Here is a 17,844-nt window from a genome sequence, read left to right as displayed (position 1 = left end):
ACCGCACCCACGTTAAACCATGTAAAACCACGCCAAGGCGATGCCTCCGACGCAGCGAGGTCAGTGGTTTGCTGAGGGCTTCGGTGCGTTGAAGCCGCCTGTGGAACCGAAGCCGCCGGTTCCACGAACGGAATCGGACAGCTGGTCTACAGCCACGAACCGCGCGTACTCAACGCGCTGTATCACCATTTGTGCAATTCTATCGCCGCGCTTGAGGTCGATGGCGTGGTCTTGATCGGTATTCAGGAGCGTCACCGCGATCTCGCCCCGGTAGCCTGCGTCAACAGTGCCTGGAGCATTGACGACGGTCAGCCCATGCTTGGTGGCGAGCCCCGACCGCGGGTGGATAAGAGCCACGAAACCATTCGGCAGCGCTATCGAAACGCCCGTGGGAACAAGTTTCCGCTCACCGGGGGCGAGGTGTACGTCCTCGCGGGCCCGGAGGTCGGCTCCGGCATCTCCCGGGTGCGCGTACGACGGCGCTTCCAACCCGGCGTCGAGCATTTTCAGCTGGACTTCCAAGGTGGGGGCTCCGTAGGCCGCGGGGGTCTCACTGCCGTTGGCGGTTCCGGGGGCGGTGTCTGTGCTGAATACTGCCGTCTCATTGCTCACAGTGGTCCATTCTACTGGGAGCAGGAACCTGCGCACCCGGCCTGCCGGCCGCTGCCTTTGAGGGTGGACGCAGCACCAGCGCAGGGCCGGATAAGCTGGAGGCATGCCTACGCCTGACCAGTCCTCCCCCGTGCCTGCCCGGAACACCCCGACGTCATCGGAGGTTCTCTACACCGAGAAACTGTGGCCGTCAGTGTGGATTTGGGTTGTGGTGGTGGGCCTGTCCGGCGCCGGCATCCTGATGTTCGGCCCCATCAGCGCAGCAACGGGCATCATCGCGGCTTTGGTCCTGCTGGCCATCATGACCATCATGTTGGTGCTCTCAACACCCACGATTACGGTCACTCCCACCACGGTCCGGGTAGGCAGGGCCAGCATCGACCGGAAGTTCGTGGGATCCGTCCAGGCCTTCACCAAAGGCGAAGCCACCGCCGAGCGGGGTCCCCGGCTCAACGGACTCGCTTACATGTGCTTCCGTGGCTGGATCGACCCCGTGGTCAAGATTGAGATCACCGACCCCGCGGACCGGACTCCGTACTGGCTCGCCTCTTCCCGCCGGCCTGACGAACTGGTCTCGGCGCTCACCACCCCGCGGGACTGACAAGTCCCTGCGGGAACCCTGGGAACGCTGGTGTTCCTATCCTTCGCACTCCGTGCAGTACAAATGTCCGCCACGCTCGGTGGCGATTTGGGACTTGTGCTTCACCAGGAAGCAATTGAAGCAGGTGAACTCGTCCGGTTGGGGTGGCATGACCTGGATCAGGAGTTCTTCGCCGGACAAATCAGCACCGGGCAACTCGAAGCCGTCGGCAAGGTCCGACTCATCGACGTCCACGGCGGAAGATTGCTTCCCCGACTGGTGCGTCTTGAGTTCTTCCAGGGAATCCTCGCTGACGTCTTCCTCGGTCTTTCGAGGGGCATCGTAATCGGTGGCCATGGTCCTTCCTAGTCCTCCCTGTCTGCAGTGGGTTCTCGCCGGTCCGGCGGCCATCGCCACCGGGGTAAGGATGCAACGCTGCACGCCTCGGATTTGTGCCCGGTATCGGCCAGATTGTCCTCTTCCCGCCCACGAATGTCCATAGCCCCCAATCGTTGCCAAAAAGCACCGAAAGAACTCCTCGCAGGGCCGGTTTCACCGGAATATCACGGCACGCCCTCCCTCCTAGTAGGAAAAGACCCCGGCGGGTGGCAGAGTTTCGAATGTCAGTTATGCCATGTGGTGGAGGGTGTTATGCAGGATCTACGACTGGTAGGCGTCCACGACGACGGCGGGCATCTGCTTTTGAGCGGCCCCGGCGGTGCGATGTTCCAGCTTCCGATCGACGAGGCCTTGAGGTCAGCGGCGAGCCGGACCCCTGCCCAAGTGGCGGCCCGCGCCGCCAACACAGCCATTGCCATGTCCCCGCGCGACATCCAATCCAGGATCCGCAGTGGGGCCACCGCGGCCGAAGTGGCCGAGCTGTCCGGGCTGCCCCTCGCCAACGTCCAACGCTACGAAGGCCCTGTCCTCGCAGAGCGTGAGTACGTAGCCAGGCAGGCACGCAACATTGAGGTTGCTGCCCCTGCCCCCGGGCACGACGCCTACCGTTCGGCCTTCGGCGACAACCCGGCCACGCTGGGTGAAATGGTAGACCACAGGCTCGCTGCCCACGGCATCGATTCGGCCACGGTGGAATGGGACTCGTGGCGCCGTACGGACGGTTCCTGGACCGTCGTCGCACGCTTCGAAACGGTACCGGGCACCCACGGCAGCATCGGTGAGGAACCTCCTGCCATGTGGACCTTCAGCCCGCAGCGCAAGTCCTTTCAGAACGCCAACCGCTGGGCCCAACAACTCAGCGAGCTGGAGCCACTGGATGGACCCGTCCCGGCGCGCAGGCTCGCTGCCGTCTCGGACCGGCCTTTCGATTTCGAAACCGATGCTGAGACAGCCGCCCGCGCGTCCGCCAAGGAATCGGACAGCCTCCTGGAAATGCTGCGTTCGCGGCGGGGTCAGCGCCTGGGCGTGGACGAAGACGGAGACGACGCCTTGGCGGTGCTGCTGAGCAACGTTCCCGCAGCCCACCCGCGGCCCGGAAGCGAGCACGAAGACCTCGAAGAAAACGACGCTGCAGATCCCGAACCGGCTCCGGCCGTCGCGGAGGAACCTGCACGTAAAGACGGGCGCCCTTCCATGCTCTCGCGGCTGAGCCTGGCTCCGCGGCACTTTGAACCCCACGACGAAGATGAAGACGATTCCCTGAAGCTGCACCACGGCGTCAGCACGGAAACGCGGGAGATCACGGTGGTAGCCGGCCCGCTGCGACCCGTCACTTCACTCACAGGGCGCAAACCTGCCGGGCTTGACGAACTCCTGGGTGGCAACAGCACTGTCCGAAACACGGACTCTCCGCGGGAGGAATCTCCTGAAGATCATCGGGACATCGAAACCCTTGCTGATGATTCCAAGAACCCCGGGGACTCCGCGGGCCGCAAGGACCCCGATGCCCCCGCAGAACGCCAACCGTCACGGCCAAAGCGGTCCAGCATTCCCAGCTGGGACGAGATTGTCTTTGGAGCTCGCGGAGACTGATTCCACAAGCTAGCTGTGGCGGAGCTCCCCGGCGCCCGGCCAGAGGCAAGCGTCAATGTCGAAAGGGAGCGGCTGGTCCGCCCCTGCCATCAGGTTGGCACCATGCACCGTGACGCGCCGCATGTAGTGGCGGCGGCATAATGTCTCGTAACCCACCGAAGCCTCACGGCCTTCGACGCCGGCCTCCGGACTGCCTTCTACGTGCTCGCCCCCGGTGGCTGGTGCCACGTCACCCACCATCACCTGCTTGCCTTCCACCACCATGATGCCATTCACCGTCCGGGCATTCTGAGTTGCCCGGCGCCCGCACCAGCACAGTGCTTCCACTTGCAGCACTTGGACCTTATCGGCCAGCTCAATGAGGCGCTGTGACCCAGGAAACAGCCGGGTGCGGAAGTCCGAGGTGATGCCAAAGGCGAAGACGTCCACCTCCATCTCATCCACCACACGTGCCAACTGCTCCACTTGGGCGGGTGTATAGAACTGCGCTTCATCGCAAATAAGGTAGTCCACGCGGAGTCCGCTGGTGCGGCGGACCACAACTTCGTCCCAGAAGTCGGTGTCACCCTCCACCTCAACGGCGTCGATGTGGAGTCCCAACCTGCTGGAGATGGTGGAGTATCCGGCGCGGTCGTTGCAGCTGAAGCGAACACCTCCGCGGCCCCTTGCGCGGTGGTTGTGGTCCATCTGGAGGGCAAGGGTGGACTTGCCGCAGTCCATGGTGCCTGAGAAGAAGACCAGTTCAGCCACGTTTGCCCTTCTTGCCGGCAGCAGCGAAGCACACCAAGGGAACTTCGCGCTCGGCTTTGGTCAGCGAACCGTGCTGGCCCACTACCTCCAGGGAAGCGGGGCGGGCACGGCGGGTGTCATAGAGTGCCAGGGTATCGCGGGCTGCGATCATGACATCGCCAATGCGCGGCGCAACCTCGGGGCGGACAGCACCGAACAATCCGGCGTCCATGGCCTGGTTCCGCGTGAAAGCCCAGATCCTCTCACCGAAGCGATGACGCCAGGCTGCGAGCAGGGCTTCGCGATGCTCCGCGGTGGCATCGGGTTCAAGGTACAGGTGCACCATGCGCGGCTCCCCTGCAGTGTGCCTGACTCCTGCCACCAAGGATTCATCGGCGGAGTAGTCGAGTCTCTGGGATTCGGGAACGTCCACCATGCCGTGGTCACCGGTCAACAGGATGGTGGTACCTGCCGGGAGAGTTGAGGAGAGCCGTTTGACCGCGGAATCCAGTTCTTCGAGTTGATGCTCCCAACGGTCCGACTGGCAGCCATGGCGGTGGCCCGCTTTGTCCAGCTCATTGAGGTAGAAGTACATCAGGGAACGTCCGCCACCGGACATTGCTTCCGCGGCCGCGGCCGTCCGCGCATGCAGCGTAGTGCCGCCAATAAACCTGCTCCCCCGCAGTGCGGCCTGCGTCATGGGCGAGTTACCGAATTGAGGCAGGCTGACGGTCACCACGTCCAGTTCCTCGGCCAGTCGTTCAAAGACGGTGGAGTGGGGCTGCCACTCCACAGGATCCACCTGTGAATCCCAGTTGCCCAGGAGGTTCACTACCTTGTCCTGCGCTGGATCCAGGACGTCGTATCCCACCATGCCATGTTGTCCGGCGGGCAAGCCGGTGCCCAGGCTCGCCAGGGAGGCTGCCGTGGTGCTGGGGAATGCTGAGTCGATCCACTGCGGGACGTTACCCTGTCCTTCGGCCAGGACTGAGCGGAGGAAGGGCGTGTGGGAGGCCTTCTGTTTGAGCAGGTTGCGGCCCAAACCATCGGCGAGGACCACGCAGATACGCTGGGATGCCGGCACCTGCAAGTGGTTGGTGAACCCGGGCACTCCGAGAGCAGCGGCGGAACTCGTGAAGACTTCCGCGATCGACTTGCTCCCGAACAGCGGGGCCGAGGGGAGATCGGCTGCGTCGTGGGTCACCGGGGACGAGGTCTGCGCGGCGTCCCTCAACGCTGGTGTCCGCGGCTCAAGCGGTTGCTGAAGACACCCGAACGCGGCCGCGGAGCGGGGATGCCCGTGTGCTGGACGGGAGCCGGATTTCCTGTATTAACGGCGCGCAGGGCGCGGGCAAAGAGCTTGGCATCCTGGACGGCCTGCAGACCATCCGCTTCGGCGCTGATGCGCAGCACGATGTCTTCCTGGGCAATGGTGCCGCTGTACCCGTGATCTGCCTCGCACTGGGGGTCTCCGCAGCTCGCCGGTCCCATGTCCAAACGCTGGCCTCCGGACCAGGCAATGGAGACGGTGAGCTCCCGTACAGGATCGGAGGGCTTGTAGTTCTGGGGCTGGGAGTACATGTAGCTGAGGACCACCGAGCGGATTTGGGCCACTGGGACCGACTCCGTAGAGATCTGGGCAACAATTTGCTCGCCGGCTTCATCAAGCTGCTGGTCGTCAACATGGGTGATGACCAGCATGTCTTCGGTGAGCACCAGGACAGTGATGTGCCTGCGGACCTCGGCGCGGTCAAAGTGCGTCTCCAAGTGCACCAAATGGGAAAGGCACTCCCGGCCGTCCAGGGCGTCATCGACGACGTCCGCCACCAGCCGCGGATAAAACCCCGCCTGCTGCAATGCCTGGTCCAGGCTCTGCCCCTGCGAGCTGTGGTTATGCGCGGTGTGGTGCCCGGTGTTGGACGGGCGTGATTGAGGCGTCGGAGACTGGGTGCTCATTCCCCCATTTTCACAGATCGGTTGATGACTTCCTAACCGCGCGGTCCACCCTGTGGCTAACTTCGCATCGCACGCCGCGCGCTGTCAGTCCGCTGTGCGGCGTTGCCAATCCAGACCTCGGCACCCAGGATCGTGGCGCCCGAGGGACCGGCCAGGACGGGGTTGAATTCCACCAGTGCAATTCCCGGGTGATCGTCCTTCAGCTTCGCAAGCCTGGCCGCTATGTCCTCCAGGGAAGCCACATCCACCGCAGGCAGTCCCTGATAACCAAAGAGTTTCCTTGAGGCGCGCGGTGAGCGGATGACGTCATGCAGGTCCGCAGCCGAGAGCGGAGGTACCCGGTGAGCCCAGTCGTCCAGCAGGTTCACGGCATCACCGGCCAACCCAAAGGAGAGAACGGGCCCCAGCAACGGATCCTCAATGGCCCGGAAAGTGCAGGCCTGTCCCACCGGAGCCATGGCCTGGACCTCGAGGGACGGCGATCCATATGGTTCCAAGGCCCGGCGCATTTGTGCAACGTTCAGGCGCAGCGATTCCGCGTCCTGGATGTCCAACCGCACGCCGCCCAGATCCAGCCGGTGCCGGAGGGCTGGGTCGGTGGTTTTCAGGACCACAGGCCAACCCACCGCGTCGGCCGCCTGCACGGCTTCGTCCGGTGTCCCGAATCCAAGCGTGGGCACCACGTCGATTCCGTAGCCGGCAAGCAGCGCCGCGGCAGCCCCGGCGTCGAGCTTCCTGAGTTTCTCGCCGGTAACACCGGCCAGCATCGCCGTCAGCGTTTCCCGGGTGCCCTCCACGTCGCAGCCGTCCGGTTCAACGAACAGTCCTTGGTCCCTGTCGCGCCATTGCGCATAGCCAACAATGGCCGCCAAGGCAGCCACGGCGGCGCCCGCATTGGAAAAACACGGAAGCACGGGCTTCCCTGCGGAACCCACCATGCCCTCCACGTGGACCGAGGGGTCCAGAATTCCCGTGAACGCGGCAACAACGGGTTTCCCGGCCTCTGCGGCACATTCCGCGAGGACACCGGCCAACGCCTCCACCGTGAGTCCCCTCGCGGGAAGGAGTGCGGCAATCACAGCGTGGACGGAGTGATCGGCCAGACTTTCCATGAGGCTGGTCCGCAGTGCCGGGAGCGCAAGCGACATACCGGCGTCGAGGTCAACGTCAGTGACCAGCCGGTTCACCTCCAGTCCGAGCGGACCCGCGGTGTCGGAAACTACTTTGCCCAAGGCCACGGAATTGGAATAGACGGCAACCCCGGGGCCTTGTGGCAGCGCCTGGGATGACACGATCTGGGCGATGTCCATGAGCTGCTCAATGGTTTCCACGCGGATGACGCCTGCTTGGCGCATCATGGCGTCCACTGCGGCAGCGGGGGCTTGGGTGGTCCGCACTTCGTGCCCCGGCGGCAGGCTGAGGCCCGTCACATCGGACTTTGCGACGATCACAGGCTTGCTCCGCGACAACCGGCGGGCCAGGCGGGAGAACTTACGGGGGTTGCCGATGGATTCCAGGTACAGGCCCACTGCGGCGGTGTCGGCGTCGTCCTCCCAGTACTGCATGGCATCGTTGCCGGAAACGTCGGCACGGTTTCCGGCCGAGAGGAAGGAGGACAACCCGAGCCTGCGGCGGCTGGCGGCGGCGTAGACAGCAACGCCCACAGCGGCAGATTGGCTGAACAGGCCCAAACTTCCCCTGGGTGGCATGGTGGGCGCCATGGACGCGTTGAGGGATACGGCCGGGTGGGTGTTCAGTATTCCGAGGGACTCGGGGCCGATCACCCGCATCCCGTTGGCCCGGGCACGACGCACCAGTTCGTGCTGGCGTGCCAGGCCCCGCTCGCCGTCGTCGGCAAATCCTGCAGTTGCCACTACGATGCCCTTGACGCCGGCAGCAGCGCAATCGTCCACCACCTTGGGTACTTCTTCGTAAGGAACAGCGATGATGGCCAACTGCACAGGTCCAGGTATTTCCGACAACTTGCCGAAGGAGACCATGCCGGCAAGTTCAAAAGCCTCAGGGTTCACCGCGTAGACAGGGCCCTTGAACCCGCCTTCAATGATGTGTTCGAGCAATTGGTAGCCAATGGTCCCCCACTTGCGGCTGGCGCCGATAACAGCCACCGACGACGGCGACAGCAGGTCGCGCACGCTGCGGGCCTCGGCGCGGTGCTCACGGGATTCCATGACGGCCCGCGACTTCTCCGTGGGGTCGATGTTGAACTCGACGCTCACCACGCCATCGTCGAATTGCCGGGTGAGGTCGTAGCCGGCGTCGGCAAAGACCATCAGCATCTTCCGGTTGTCCGGCAGGACCTCGGCAGTGAAACGCCGGATGCCGTTTTCGCGGGCGGCAACGGCCAGGTGCTCCAGGAGGATCGAGCCGATCCCGCGGCCCTGATGGGCATCTGAGATATTGAAGGCGACTTCAGCCTCGTCCGGGTCATCCAGCCGGTCGTAACGGCCGATGCCCATGATCTCCCCGCCGATGGTAATGACGAAGGCCACCCGGTTGATGTGGTCCACTTCGGTGAACCGCCGCACTTCCTTGCCGGAGAGCCGGGGTTTGAAGGAAAAGAACCGCATGTAGATCGACGCCTGCGATTGGCCCGCATGGAAGGCTTGCAGGGCATCGGCGTCCTCGGGCCGGATGGGGCGAAGGTGGGCGGTTCCGCCGTCGCGCAGGACGACATCAGCCTCCCAATATTCCGGATAAATGCCGACGCCGGGCTGATCCACCATAGGCTTAGCCTAGCTAAAACATCCGCAGTACAACTTCAAGGATTCACCGACCCCATGGCCCGCAGCCAAAAATCAGCACGGACAGCCGAACCCCTCGGCGATTTCACCGAAAATATCGTGGACATCGACGTCACTTCGGAGATGGAAGGCTCCTTCCTGGAGTACGCCTACTCAGTGATTTATTCGCGTGCGCTCCCGGACGCCCGCGACGGACTGAAGCCCGTTCAACGGCGCATCCTGTACATGATGTCCGATATGGGCCTCCGCCCGGATCGCGGGCACGTTAAGAGTGCCCGGGTGGTGGGCGAAGTCATGGGCAAGCTCCACCCCCACGGCGACACCGCGATCTATGACGCCATGGTGCGCATGGCGCAGGACTTTTCCCTCCGCCTGCCGCTGATCGATGGCCACGGCAACTTCGGATCGCTCGACGACGGACCGGCAGCACCGCGGTACACCGAGGCACGCCTGGCCGCCGCCGCGCTGACCATGACGGATCACTTGGACGAAGACGTAGTCGACTTCGTCCCCAACTACGACAACCAACTGACCCAGCCGGATGTCCTCCCAGCCGCTTTCCCCAACCTGCTGGTCAATGGCACTACGGGCATCGCGGTGGGCATGGCAACGAACATGCCTCCACACAACCTCGTTGAGGTCATCGCCGCCGCACGCCACCTGATCGCCAACCCGGACGCCACGCTGGATGACATCATGAGGTTCATCCCGGGTCCCGACCTGCCCACAGGCGGCCGGATTGTTGGGCTGGACGGAATCCGCGACGCCTACGCCACCGGCCGCGGTTCCTTCAAAACCCGTGCCAAGGTTGAGGTGGAACAGTTATCCGCCCGACGGACCGGCCTGGTGGTCACTGAGCTCCCCTACATGGTGGGCCCGGAAAAGGTGATCGAGAAGATCAAGGATGCCGTCAACGCCAAGAAGCTGACAGGCATCAGCGATGTGGTGGATCTGACGGACCGCAACCACGGCCTGCGCTTGGTCATCGAGCTCAAGAACGGCTTTAACCCCAACGCCGTCCTCCAGCAGCTTTACCGCTATTCACCCATGGAAGATTCCTTCGGGATCAACAACGTTACGTTGGTGGACGGTCAGCCACAGACGCTGGGCCTCCTGCAGTTGTTGCAGGTGTACGTTGAGCACAGGCTGACTGTGGTGCGCCGCCGTACGTCCTTCCGCCTGGGCAAGAAGAAGGACCGCCTCCACTTGGTGGAGGGGCTGCTGATCGCGATCGTTGACATCGACGAAGTCATCCAGATCATCCGTTCCTCCGACGAAGCGTCTGCCGCCCGCGAGCGGTTGATGTCCATCTACGACCTCACCGAGATCCAGGCCAACTACATCCTGGAACTGCGCCTGCGGCAGCTGACCAAGTATTCCCGGCTTGAACTGGAGAAGGAACAGGACGAGCTCCGCCGCGAAATCGAGGCACTTGAGGCCATCCTGGCCTCCGATGAGTTGCTCCGCGACCTCGTCTCCGGCGAGTTGGGGGTCATCGCCGAAAAGTACGGCACACCCCGGCGCACGGTGCTGCTGGAGTCCGAAGCCGTCTCCCCCACCGTGGCTGCAGCCCTCGCAGCTTCCACTCCCGGCCCCAAGGGCAAGGCTGCGGCGTTGCCCTTGGAGATTCCGGATGACCCCTGCTGGGCCCTGCTCAGCGTCTCAGGCCAGATTGCCAGGACGTCCAACCAGGAGCCGCTGGCCGAAGCGGGACCCCGGGCCAAGCACGATGTCTTCCGCTCGGTGGTGAAAACCACTGCCCGGGGTGAGATCGGCGCGGTGACGTCGCAAGGGCGCATGCTGCGCCTGCAGGTCATGGACATGCCCGTCCTCCCGCCGATGTCCGGGCTTCCCAACCTTGCCGGCGGTGTCCCGGCGAAGGACTTCATCACGTTGGTCAAGGGCGAGACTCTGGTTGCGTTCGTTCCCTTGGATGCCATCCTCGCTGTTGGCACCGTCCAGGGAATCGTCAAACGGGTTCAACCGGACTATCCGTTGAACCGTGAGGACTGGGAGATCATCGCACTGAAGGACAAGGATTCGGTCCTTGCTGTGGAACCGGCTCAGGAGGACGACGTCGATCTCGTCTTCGTGACCCGACAGGCACAATTGCTCCGGTTCAGTGCGTCCAACGTCCGGCCGCAGGGCCGAACGGCGGGCGGTATGGCCGGCATCAAGCTGGCCGCCGGTGATGAAGTGATCCACTTCGGAACCGTCCGCACCAACGATCCCGCCGCCGTCGTCGTCACCATTGCCGGCACCAATGGCGCCTTGCCGGGTACAGCTCCCGGCACCGCGAAGGTGACAGCTTTCGAGGAGTACCCTGCCAAGGGCCGTGCCACCGGCGGCGTCCGGGTCCACCGTTTCCTCAAGGGCGAAGACACCCTGCTGCTGGCGTGGGCGGGACATGGCCCCGCCAAAGCGTCCTCGGCAGCCGGCGTCGCGCGGGCCCTCCCGCACGAGCATGGCCGCAGGGATGGTTCCGGCGTGCCGTTGTCGCAGCCTGTTGAGGCGATCGGACCGAGCATGGCATGGGTCGAAGCGGCAGAATAGCCGCGCCACGAACAGCACAGCCGTCAGGAACAGCGAAGGCCGGGGATATGGACCCCGGCCTTCGCTGTGCCGTGGCCCTGGAGCCACGGCGCGGGCTAGCCGGTTTGGTTGATGCTGAGGATGTTTCCCTCGCTGTCCAGGAACCATGCCGCAGCGCTGCCGTCAGGCATCGTGGCGATTCCGTCCTCAGTTTTCAATCCGGGAAAGTCGTAGTCCTCAAACGTGACACCCTTGCCGCGCAGTTCCTGCACGGTGGCCTTGACGTCATCGACTGTCCAGCCCATCTGGGTGTTCTTCGCGGACCCGGCATTGGATGTCTGGTAAACGAAGAATCCCGTTCCATCGCCGCACCTGTACTGGAGGTTGTCGTCGGCGTCCGGATTTTCGGGTTCCAGTCCGAGTTTTTCGCTGTAGTACGCGCGGGCCCGGGCTATGTCCTGTGCCGGTAGGACGGCACCAACCTGCTGATCCTTGAGCATGTTTTTCTCTTTCCGGCTCTCCCCCCGGAATGAACTTTACTCTTGCGCGGGCGGGCACGTCATGCGAAAACGACACCATATTTCACGGTTCGCAACGGGTGTGGTGCAGGTCGGCTTAGACTGGCGGCATGCCGATCATCCCTGACGAAAAAGACTGGACCTGGGTGCTCTCCCAGCCCTGCCCCGAATGTGGTTTCGACCCCGCCACGGTAACTCCTTCCACGGTGCCAGGGTCGGTCCTGAACATGCTCCCCCGGTGGAGGGCTGTCCTCCGTCGGGAAGATGCGGCCGTCCGGCCTGACGACCACACATGGTCCAACCTGGAGTACGCCTGCCACGTCCGCGATGTGTTCAGCCTGTTCGACCAACGACTGAACCTGATGCTGACCGAGGATGATGCCCGGTTCGACAACTGGGACCAGGACCAGGCCGCCATCGATGGGGAGTACGGTTCGGCCGACCCCCGAGCCGTGGCTGACGAACTTGAAGCGGAGGGCAGCGAGATCGCCGAGTCCTTCGCCCGGGTCACCGAGAATGACTGGCAACGCACCGGCACCCGCAGCAACGGGTCCTCGTTTACTGTGCTGACGTTCTCCCAGTACTTCCTCCACGATGTTGTCCACCATCTGCATGACGTGGACGGCTAGGACGGGCTAGAGCATCTTCTCCCACGTCATGCTGCGGTTCACGGGTGCATAGCCCATCCGGAGGTAAAGCTCCAGCGCACCGGTGGGGTTGGCTGAATCCACATCCAGCGACGCCACCTGCATCCCGGCATCGGTGTACCGGCGCATGGCGTCCGCCAGCAGCATTTGTGCAATGCCACGGCCCCTGTAGGCGCGCCGAACTCCCAGGAGCTCCGTATAGCCCTCTGTGAAACCGCGGTCTGCTGCGGAATCGGGATCGAAGCTGCTCAACTGGTATCCAGCCACCTCCCCCGTCCCTGAGTCGAGAACCACCGCACTGAGATCATGCCGCGCCGTGGGTTCCTCGATGGTGAAGCGCCAGGACTCTTCGTCCCGGGGTTCGCTCCCCCAGTGATCCCTGAAAGCATCGTTGTGCGCTTGACGTACGGGTTCAAAGAGCGTCGGTTCCAGCGTCCTGAGTTCCAGGCCGGCACCCAGTGGCACTTGGGGCAGTTCGTGGGAAAGGGGCCGGTGCATTTCATTGAACCAGCGGACGGCAGCATACCCATGCCCCATCAGGAGAGTGGCCTGGTGTTCGTGCTGTTCTTCTGTCTGGATGCGGAGCCGCGGCGGTGCCTCTGTATGCCCGGCAGCCTGATCAGCGGCGAACCGCCTGCGCGCCTGCTCTTCCTGCCACACCAGGACTGCTGAGCCGATCCCGCGTTGCTGCCATTCGGGATCAACACACGCCCCTCCGGTGGCTTTGTCGCCCTCCGGGTTCTTGGAAATACGTCCGTAGGCGCGTGCGGCACCGTCGGCGTCCAGACCCAGCAGGGTGCTCGTCTGCGGCGGGTTCTTGCTGGACTCCAGGATGTGGGCCAGGTCCCCGCGCTTTTCGTACCAGACGGGATGTTCGACGGCGGCCGTCCGGGCTATCAGGGCCGCCCAGTTATCAAGATCCTCCATGGTGGCAGGCCGCCACTGCAGGCCGGTGATGTCGGCATTGGGCACAGCAGGGCTTGCGGCGTTGAAAGGCATGCCAACAGGTTACTGAGGGGTACGCTTTCCCACCAGCTCCGGCGCGCCCATGCTTTGTTTCGCCGCAGGCCGGGCTGTGGGCAGTTCCAGCCGCGAATCCCCCGGATCAATGTCGTCTGGATTGTGCGTCACCAGGACAACCGTGACGTCTTTGAGGCCCTGGCGGAGAATGGCCATCATTTCCCGTGCAGAACCGGCATCCAGATGGGCGGTGGGCTCGTCGAGCAGCAGTACCGATGCCCCGGTCAAAAGGGTCCTGGCCATTGCCAGCCGCTGCCGTTCGCCTCCGCTGAGGAACGAGCCACCGGGCCCGATCCTGGCATCGAGCCCGTCCGGCAAGGCGTCCACCACCGCATCAAGTCCGACGTCGGCCAGTGCCTTGTGCATCTCGGCCTCGCTGGGCTTCGCCGCGGCCGGACGGCTGAGCAGGAGGTTCCCACGGATGGTCGAGTCGAACAGGTGCGCTTCCTGTGGGCACCAGGCAGCGGTGCCCGTCAGCTTCGCTGTTCCCCGGGTAAGCGGCAGGAAGCCCAGCAGCACGGACAGCAGCGTGGTCTTTCCCGCGCCCGAGGGCCCTGTCACCGCGAGCCAGCGGCCGGGTCCGGCTTCGGCGGTGATCCCGGCGAAAGCATCGGGGCCCCCGGGCCAGGCGGCCGCCGCACCCTTCAATTCAAGCCCCGCTGCGCCGTCGCGGTCCGGGAGTGGCCGCGGGCCGCCGTCGAGTTCTGTTCGGGTTGCCCCGGAAAGATCGGTGGCAGGAGCGTCCAAAGCCCCGGACGCAGCAACCCGGCCCAGCACGTCCGCGAGCGCCGGAGCCTGGCGCACTGCGGAAACGATGCCGCTGAAGGCATCCACCAAGGCCAACTGCATCAGGACGATGACAGCCACAAGTTCGGGCGGGACTGCACCGTTGGCAACAGAAGGAGCGCTGAGGACACCTGCCCACAAGGCTGCCAGCGAGCAGGACAGGACGATCACGGCTTGGCCGAGGCCTTCAGCCCATGCCGAGCGCTGGGCAGCGACGGTGGCTCCGCGGTCTTTGGTTCGCAGATCCTTGAGGACCGGCCCGGCTACTGCGTTGGCCGTCAGTTCTGCCCGGGCGTCCAGAGCAGCGGCCACGCCGTGAAGTACCGCGGAGCGCATGTGCTGTTCGGCCTTGGCAGCGTTCCTGTCAGCCAGGACGGCAAGGAGCGGAGCGATTGCAAGTCCCACAACGGAGGCCAGCACAACAGCGGGCAGGGCGGCGGGCACGACGACGGCGGTGGCTGCGATCGCCGCTGCTCCCACCCCCACTGCGGTGACGGGTGGCAGAGCGACCCGTGGCAGGAGATCCCGGAGGGTATCGACGTCGTCCACGATTGCGCCAAGAACATTGCCGCCCTGGAGAAGGCGCCTCAATGACAGTGCCCTGCGGCTCAGTGTCTCCCACAGTGCTCCGCGGAGGCGGGTCATAGCGGCGAACACGGCGTCGTGGGTCAGGAGCCGCTCACAGTAGCGCAGGACTGCCCTGCCGATTCCGAAGAATCTGACGCCCACGATCGCGCCCAGCAAGTAGAGGATGGGCGGTTGTTCGCTCGCCCTGATGATCAGCCACCCGGACAAACCTGACAGTGCTACCGCGAACAGGGCAGCCAGGACTGCCACGGTGCCGGCTGCGACAAACTTCCACTGCACGGGCTTGAGGATCCCCATCAGGCGCTTCAGGCTGCCGGCCTGTGGGGCGCTCTGGGTAAGACCATCGGTCATGGGTGTCTGGCGCTGCTCGCCGGCGGCCTTCTCCTGAGTGTCACCCGTGCGCTTGGACGGAACCATGGGCGCATTATGGAAGCGTTTGTTCCCCACGGGCACCACGTGGTCCGCGAGCGCACGGGTTGCGGCGTCGTGGGCCACCAGGATGACAGTCACGTTGCCTCGCAGTGACTCGATGGCGTCGCGGACCACGCTGGCTGAGTAAGGGTCCAAGTGTGCGGTGGGCTCGTCGAGCAGCAGGACGGCGGCCCCTGCTTCCACCCGTGCCAATCCGCGGGCGAGCGCAACGCGGCGTAGTTCGCCGGGGCTCAGCTCGGCCGGGTTCTTCGCAGCCAGGTGCGAAGCCTTTGCTTTCGACAGAACTCGTGTGACGGCTTGGGCGGCATCTCCGTTGTACCCGTCAAGATACAGCGACACTTCTTCCTGGACGGTCTCTGTTGCCATGGCCGGGTGTTGGGGCACCCATGCCACGGCACCCTTCCCGGCTCCAGTGACCGTTCCCGTTACGCCGGCTCCCGGCCCTGGTCCGATCAGCCCGGCAAGGACACCAAGGACGGTGCTCTTCCCGGCGCCGCTGTCGCCGTCGAGGGCTGTGATACTTCCCCGCGGAGCGGTAAAACTGAGGGGCCCGACGGCGGCTGTGGACCTCCCGTGATAAGTCACCGCCAACCCGTCAACCACAACGCCGGACGGCGTGTTGTTTGAGGATTCTTTGTCCATCAGGGGTTGGTGCGCGGGGGCATCCAGCACGGCATGGGTGGTTTCCAAGGCGGCCCTGCCGTCGTCGCTGGCGTGGTGGGCCGTACCAAGCTCCCGAAGCGGCAGGTAGCAGTCCGGGGCCAGGATGAGGGCCAGAAGGCCGGCTTCCAGCGCCATGTCGCCGCCCACAAGCCTGACACCAATGAACACGGCAACAACGGCAACGGAGATCGTGGCAATGAGTTCGAGCGCCAACGCTGACAGGAAGGCTGTGCGGAGCGTTCCCATGGTCCGGCTCCGGTACTGCTCCGAAATGTCTTCCAAGGCCGCCCGTTGTTCGGTGGCGCGGCCCAGGCCCACCAGCACCGGAAGGCCCTTGGCCAGTTCCAGGATGTGCCCGGAGAGCTTCCGGAGGGTTGTCTGGGCGTCCCTGACGTTGTCCTCCGTGTGCCGGCCAATCAGGACCATGAACAACGGCACCAGCGGAACGGTCAGGACGATCACTACCGCGCTGACCCAGTCGGCAAAGAGAATCCTGGTCCCGATCAACAGCGGCACCGTGGCGCAATTGACCAAGGCGGGCAGGTACTGGGTGTAGTAGTCGTCCAGCGCATCCAGGCCCCGCGTCGCCAGGATGGCCAGGCCGCCGTCGTTCATTCCTTCGACCGGGGATGAACCACGGTCGGCCAGTGAGCGCCGCAGCAGCTGCGCCCGCAACTCCTCCTTGACACCCAGGGCTGCACGCCTGGAGGCGATACCCTGGCCCCAGACCGTGAGTGACCTCAGGACTGCTCCCACGGCACCCCAGACGAGTCCGCTGCTCCAGTCCCCCGTTCCGGAAGCGAGCCCTGCCAGCATCCCCGCCACGGCCTGGGCCATGAGCACCAGGGACAGCGCCTTGAGGGCGGACAGGAGCCCAATGAGGTAGAGCGCGGATCGGGTGGCCGGGCCGGAGGGGAACACGGGCTTCATGGGGCGGTTAGCCTTCCTTGGTGCTTGCGGTTGGCTGGCTGTCCTTGGAGATCAGGACCTTGGCGGCAATCGCGGGAAGGAAGCCGTGCGCTTCAGGGATGTGCGCCGCGCTGACACGTCGGCGGAATACCCAGTAGGTCCAGGACTGGTACGCGATCACCAAGGGCAGTCCTACGGCTGCCACAATGCTCATCAGTCCAAGTGTGTAGTCCGAGGATGAGGCATTTGAAATGGTCAGGTTGAACGCTGGGTCAAGGGTGGAAGGAATCACCACGGGGAAGGCTGCCCCGAAAATCGAAGCGGTGGCGCACACAATGAACCCACCCAGGGCACCGAAGGCGCGACCTTCTGCCCCTGCCCTGGCCAGCGTCCAGGCCAGGACGACAGCTACGACTCCGGCCGCCACCAGGGCCCAGGTCCACGGCTTGCCGCTGAGGAATTGCACTGACACCATCCAGCCGAACATCGGCAACACCGCAAACGGCACCAACCGCACAAACCAGCGGCGGGCACGGTGCCGCACATCGCCGTCGGTTTTGAGGGCCAGGAACGCAAGGGCGTGGACCAGGGCGAACGCCACCACACCGAAACCGCCCAGCAGCGCATAGCCACTGAACCAGGACATCGGGCCGCCGCTGCGGTCTCCGTTGGCGTTCAACGGAAGGCCGGTGGTGGTCAGCGCCAAAGCGGCACCGATGCCGAAGGCTGCGACAAAGGATCCGACGGCGATCGCCCAGTCCCAGCGGTTCCGCCAGCGCTCTGAGTCCACCTTGCCGCGGTATTCGAAGGCGACAGCCCGGAAGATCAGCGCGGCCAGGACTGCCAGGAGTGGTAGGTAGAGGGCGGAGAACAGCGAGGCGTACCAGAGCGGGAAGGCTGCGAAAGTGGCTCCGGCTGCAGTGAGCAGCCATACCTCGTTGCCGTCCCACACGGGGCCGATGGTGTTGAGCAGCACACGGCGGTCCGTGTTGTTGCGGGCAAACAGCTTCATGAGCATGCCGACGCCAAGGTCAAAGCCCTCCAGGAAGAGGTAGCCCGTCCACAGCACCGCGATGGCAACAAACCAGATGGTTGGCAACAGTTCCATTGTCAGTTTC

At 64.4% G+C, this 17,844-nt stretch carries 14 protein-coding genes; 4 read left to right on the top strand and 10 right to left on the bottom strand.

Features of this window, described 5'->3' with window-relative positions; translation table 11 throughout:
* Positions 1-60: 60 nt before the first annotated feature.
* Positions 61-612 (bottom strand): dUTP diphosphatase, encoded by a 552-nt coding sequence (gene dut, locus AYX22_RS09375; protein ID WP_207597173.1) that lies wholly within the window; start codon positions 610-612, stop codon positions 61-63.
* A 103-nt stretch (positions 613-715) separates the two neighbouring features.
* Here dut and AYX22_RS09370 point away from each other — a divergent pair, with 103 nt between their 5' ends.
* Entirely contained in the window at positions 716-1,213 is a 498-nt protein-coding gene (locus tag AYX22_RS09370; protein ID WP_198318398.1) for a DUF3093 domain-containing protein, read from the top strand.
* 36 nt (positions 1,214-1,249) lie between these two features.
* Here AYX22_RS09370 and AYX22_RS09365 read toward each other — a convergent pair whose 3' ends face one another.
* Complete coding sequence (locus AYX22_RS09365; RefSeq protein ID WP_207597172.1) at positions 1,250-1,549, bottom strand: DUF4193 domain-containing protein; 300 nt, start codon at positions 1,547-1,549, stop codon at positions 1,250-1,252.
* Positions 1,550-1,843: 294 nt separating this feature from the next.
* On the opposite strand from AYX22_RS09365, the gene sepH reads away from it, so the two are divergent.
* Positions 1,844-3,184, top strand: a complete 1,341-nt coding sequence (gene sepH, locus AYX22_RS09360) for a septation protein SepH (RefSeq protein WP_207597171.1) — start codon at positions 1,844-1,846, stop codon at positions 3,182-3,184.
* Positions 3,185-3,193: 9 nt separating this feature from the next.
* Here sepH and AYX22_RS09355 read toward each other — a convergent pair whose 3' ends face one another.
* Genes AYX22_RS09355 through AYX22_RS09340 form a run of 4 tightly spaced genes read right to left on the bottom strand, consistent with a single transcriptional unit; the run spans position 3,194 to position 8,613 of the window.
* A complete protein-coding gene (locus AYX22_RS09355; RefSeq protein WP_207597170.1) occupies positions 3,194-3,934 on the bottom strand; it encodes a thymidine kinase in 741 nt (246 codons plus the stop codon).
* Positions 3,927-5,117, bottom strand: coding sequence for an alkaline phosphatase family protein (locus AYX22_RS09350; protein WP_207597169.1), 1,191 nt, complete (start codon positions 5,115-5,117; stop codon positions 3,927-3,929). The genes AYX22_RS09355 and AYX22_RS09350 overlap by 8 nt, the downstream gene beginning before the upstream one ends.
* A gap of 26 nt (positions 5,118-5,143) precedes the next feature.
* Positions 5,144-5,869: a DUF5998 family protein gene (locus AYX22_RS09345; RefSeq protein ID WP_207597168.1), complete on the bottom strand. Its 726-nt coding sequence runs from the start codon at positions 5,867-5,869 to the stop codon at positions 5,144-5,146.
* Positions 5,870-5,925: 56 nt separating this feature from the next.
* Complete coding sequence (locus AYX22_RS09340) at positions 5,926-8,613, bottom strand: bifunctional GNAT family N-acetyltransferase/acetate--CoA ligase family protein (RefSeq protein ID WP_207597167.1); 2,688 nt, start codon at positions 8,611-8,613, stop codon at positions 5,926-5,928.
* Between the two features lie 54 nt (positions 8,614-8,667).
* On the opposite strand from AYX22_RS09340, the gene AYX22_RS09335 reads away from it, so the two are divergent.
* Positions 8,668-11,184 carry a DNA topoisomerase IV subunit A gene (locus AYX22_RS09335; RefSeq protein ID WP_207597166.1) on the top strand — a complete coding sequence of 839 codons (2,517 nt, stop codon included), beginning with the start codon at positions 8,668-8,670 and terminating at the stop codon, positions 11,182-11,184.
* Between the two features lie 95 nt (positions 11,185-11,279).
* On the opposite strand, the gene AYX22_RS09330 is transcribed toward AYX22_RS09335, so the two are convergent.
* On the bottom strand, positions 11,280-11,663 hold the full coding sequence (locus AYX22_RS09330; RefSeq protein WP_207597165.1) for a VOC family protein: 384 nt from the start codon (positions 11,661-11,663) through the stop codon (positions 11,280-11,282).
* A 128-nt stretch (positions 11,664-11,791) separates the two neighbouring features.
* Between AYX22_RS09330 and AYX22_RS09325 the strand changes: the two genes are divergently transcribed.
* Positions 11,792-12,310 (top strand): DinB family protein, encoded by a 519-nt coding sequence (locus AYX22_RS09325; protein ID WP_207597164.1) that lies wholly within the window; start codon positions 11,792-11,794, stop codon positions 12,308-12,310.
* A 6-nt stretch (positions 12,311-12,316) separates the two neighbouring features.
* On the opposite strand, the gene AYX22_RS09320 is transcribed toward AYX22_RS09325, so the two are convergent.
* From AYX22_RS09320 to cydB, 3 genes are read right to left on the bottom strand one after another with little or no spacing between them, the layout of a single operon-like run.
* On the bottom strand, positions 12,317-13,327 hold the full coding sequence (locus AYX22_RS09320; protein WP_207597163.1) for a GNAT family N-acetyltransferase: 1,011 nt from the start codon (positions 13,325-13,327) through the stop codon (positions 12,317-12,319).
* A 9-nt stretch (positions 13,328-13,336) separates the two neighbouring features.
* Positions 13,337-16,747: a thiol reductant ABC exporter subunit CydD gene (gene cydD, locus AYX22_RS09315; RefSeq protein ID WP_207597162.1), complete on the bottom strand. Its 3,411-nt coding sequence runs from the start codon at positions 16,745-16,747 to the stop codon at positions 13,337-13,339.
* A 7-nt stretch (positions 16,748-16,754) separates the two neighbouring features.
* A complete protein-coding gene (gene cydB, locus AYX22_RS09310) occupies positions 16,755-17,834 on the bottom strand; it encodes a cytochrome d ubiquinol oxidase subunit II (protein WP_207597161.1) in 1,080 nt (359 codons plus the stop codon).
* Between the last annotated feature and the right edge of the window lie 10 nt (positions 17,835-17,844).

This window comes from Arthrobacter sp. D5-1 (genome assembly GCF_017357425.1).
Taxonomy (GTDB): domain Bacteria; phylum Actinomycetota; class Actinomycetes; order Actinomycetales; family Micrococcaceae; genus Arthrobacter.
This window is presented reverse-complemented; position numbering and strand designations above follow the sequence as displayed.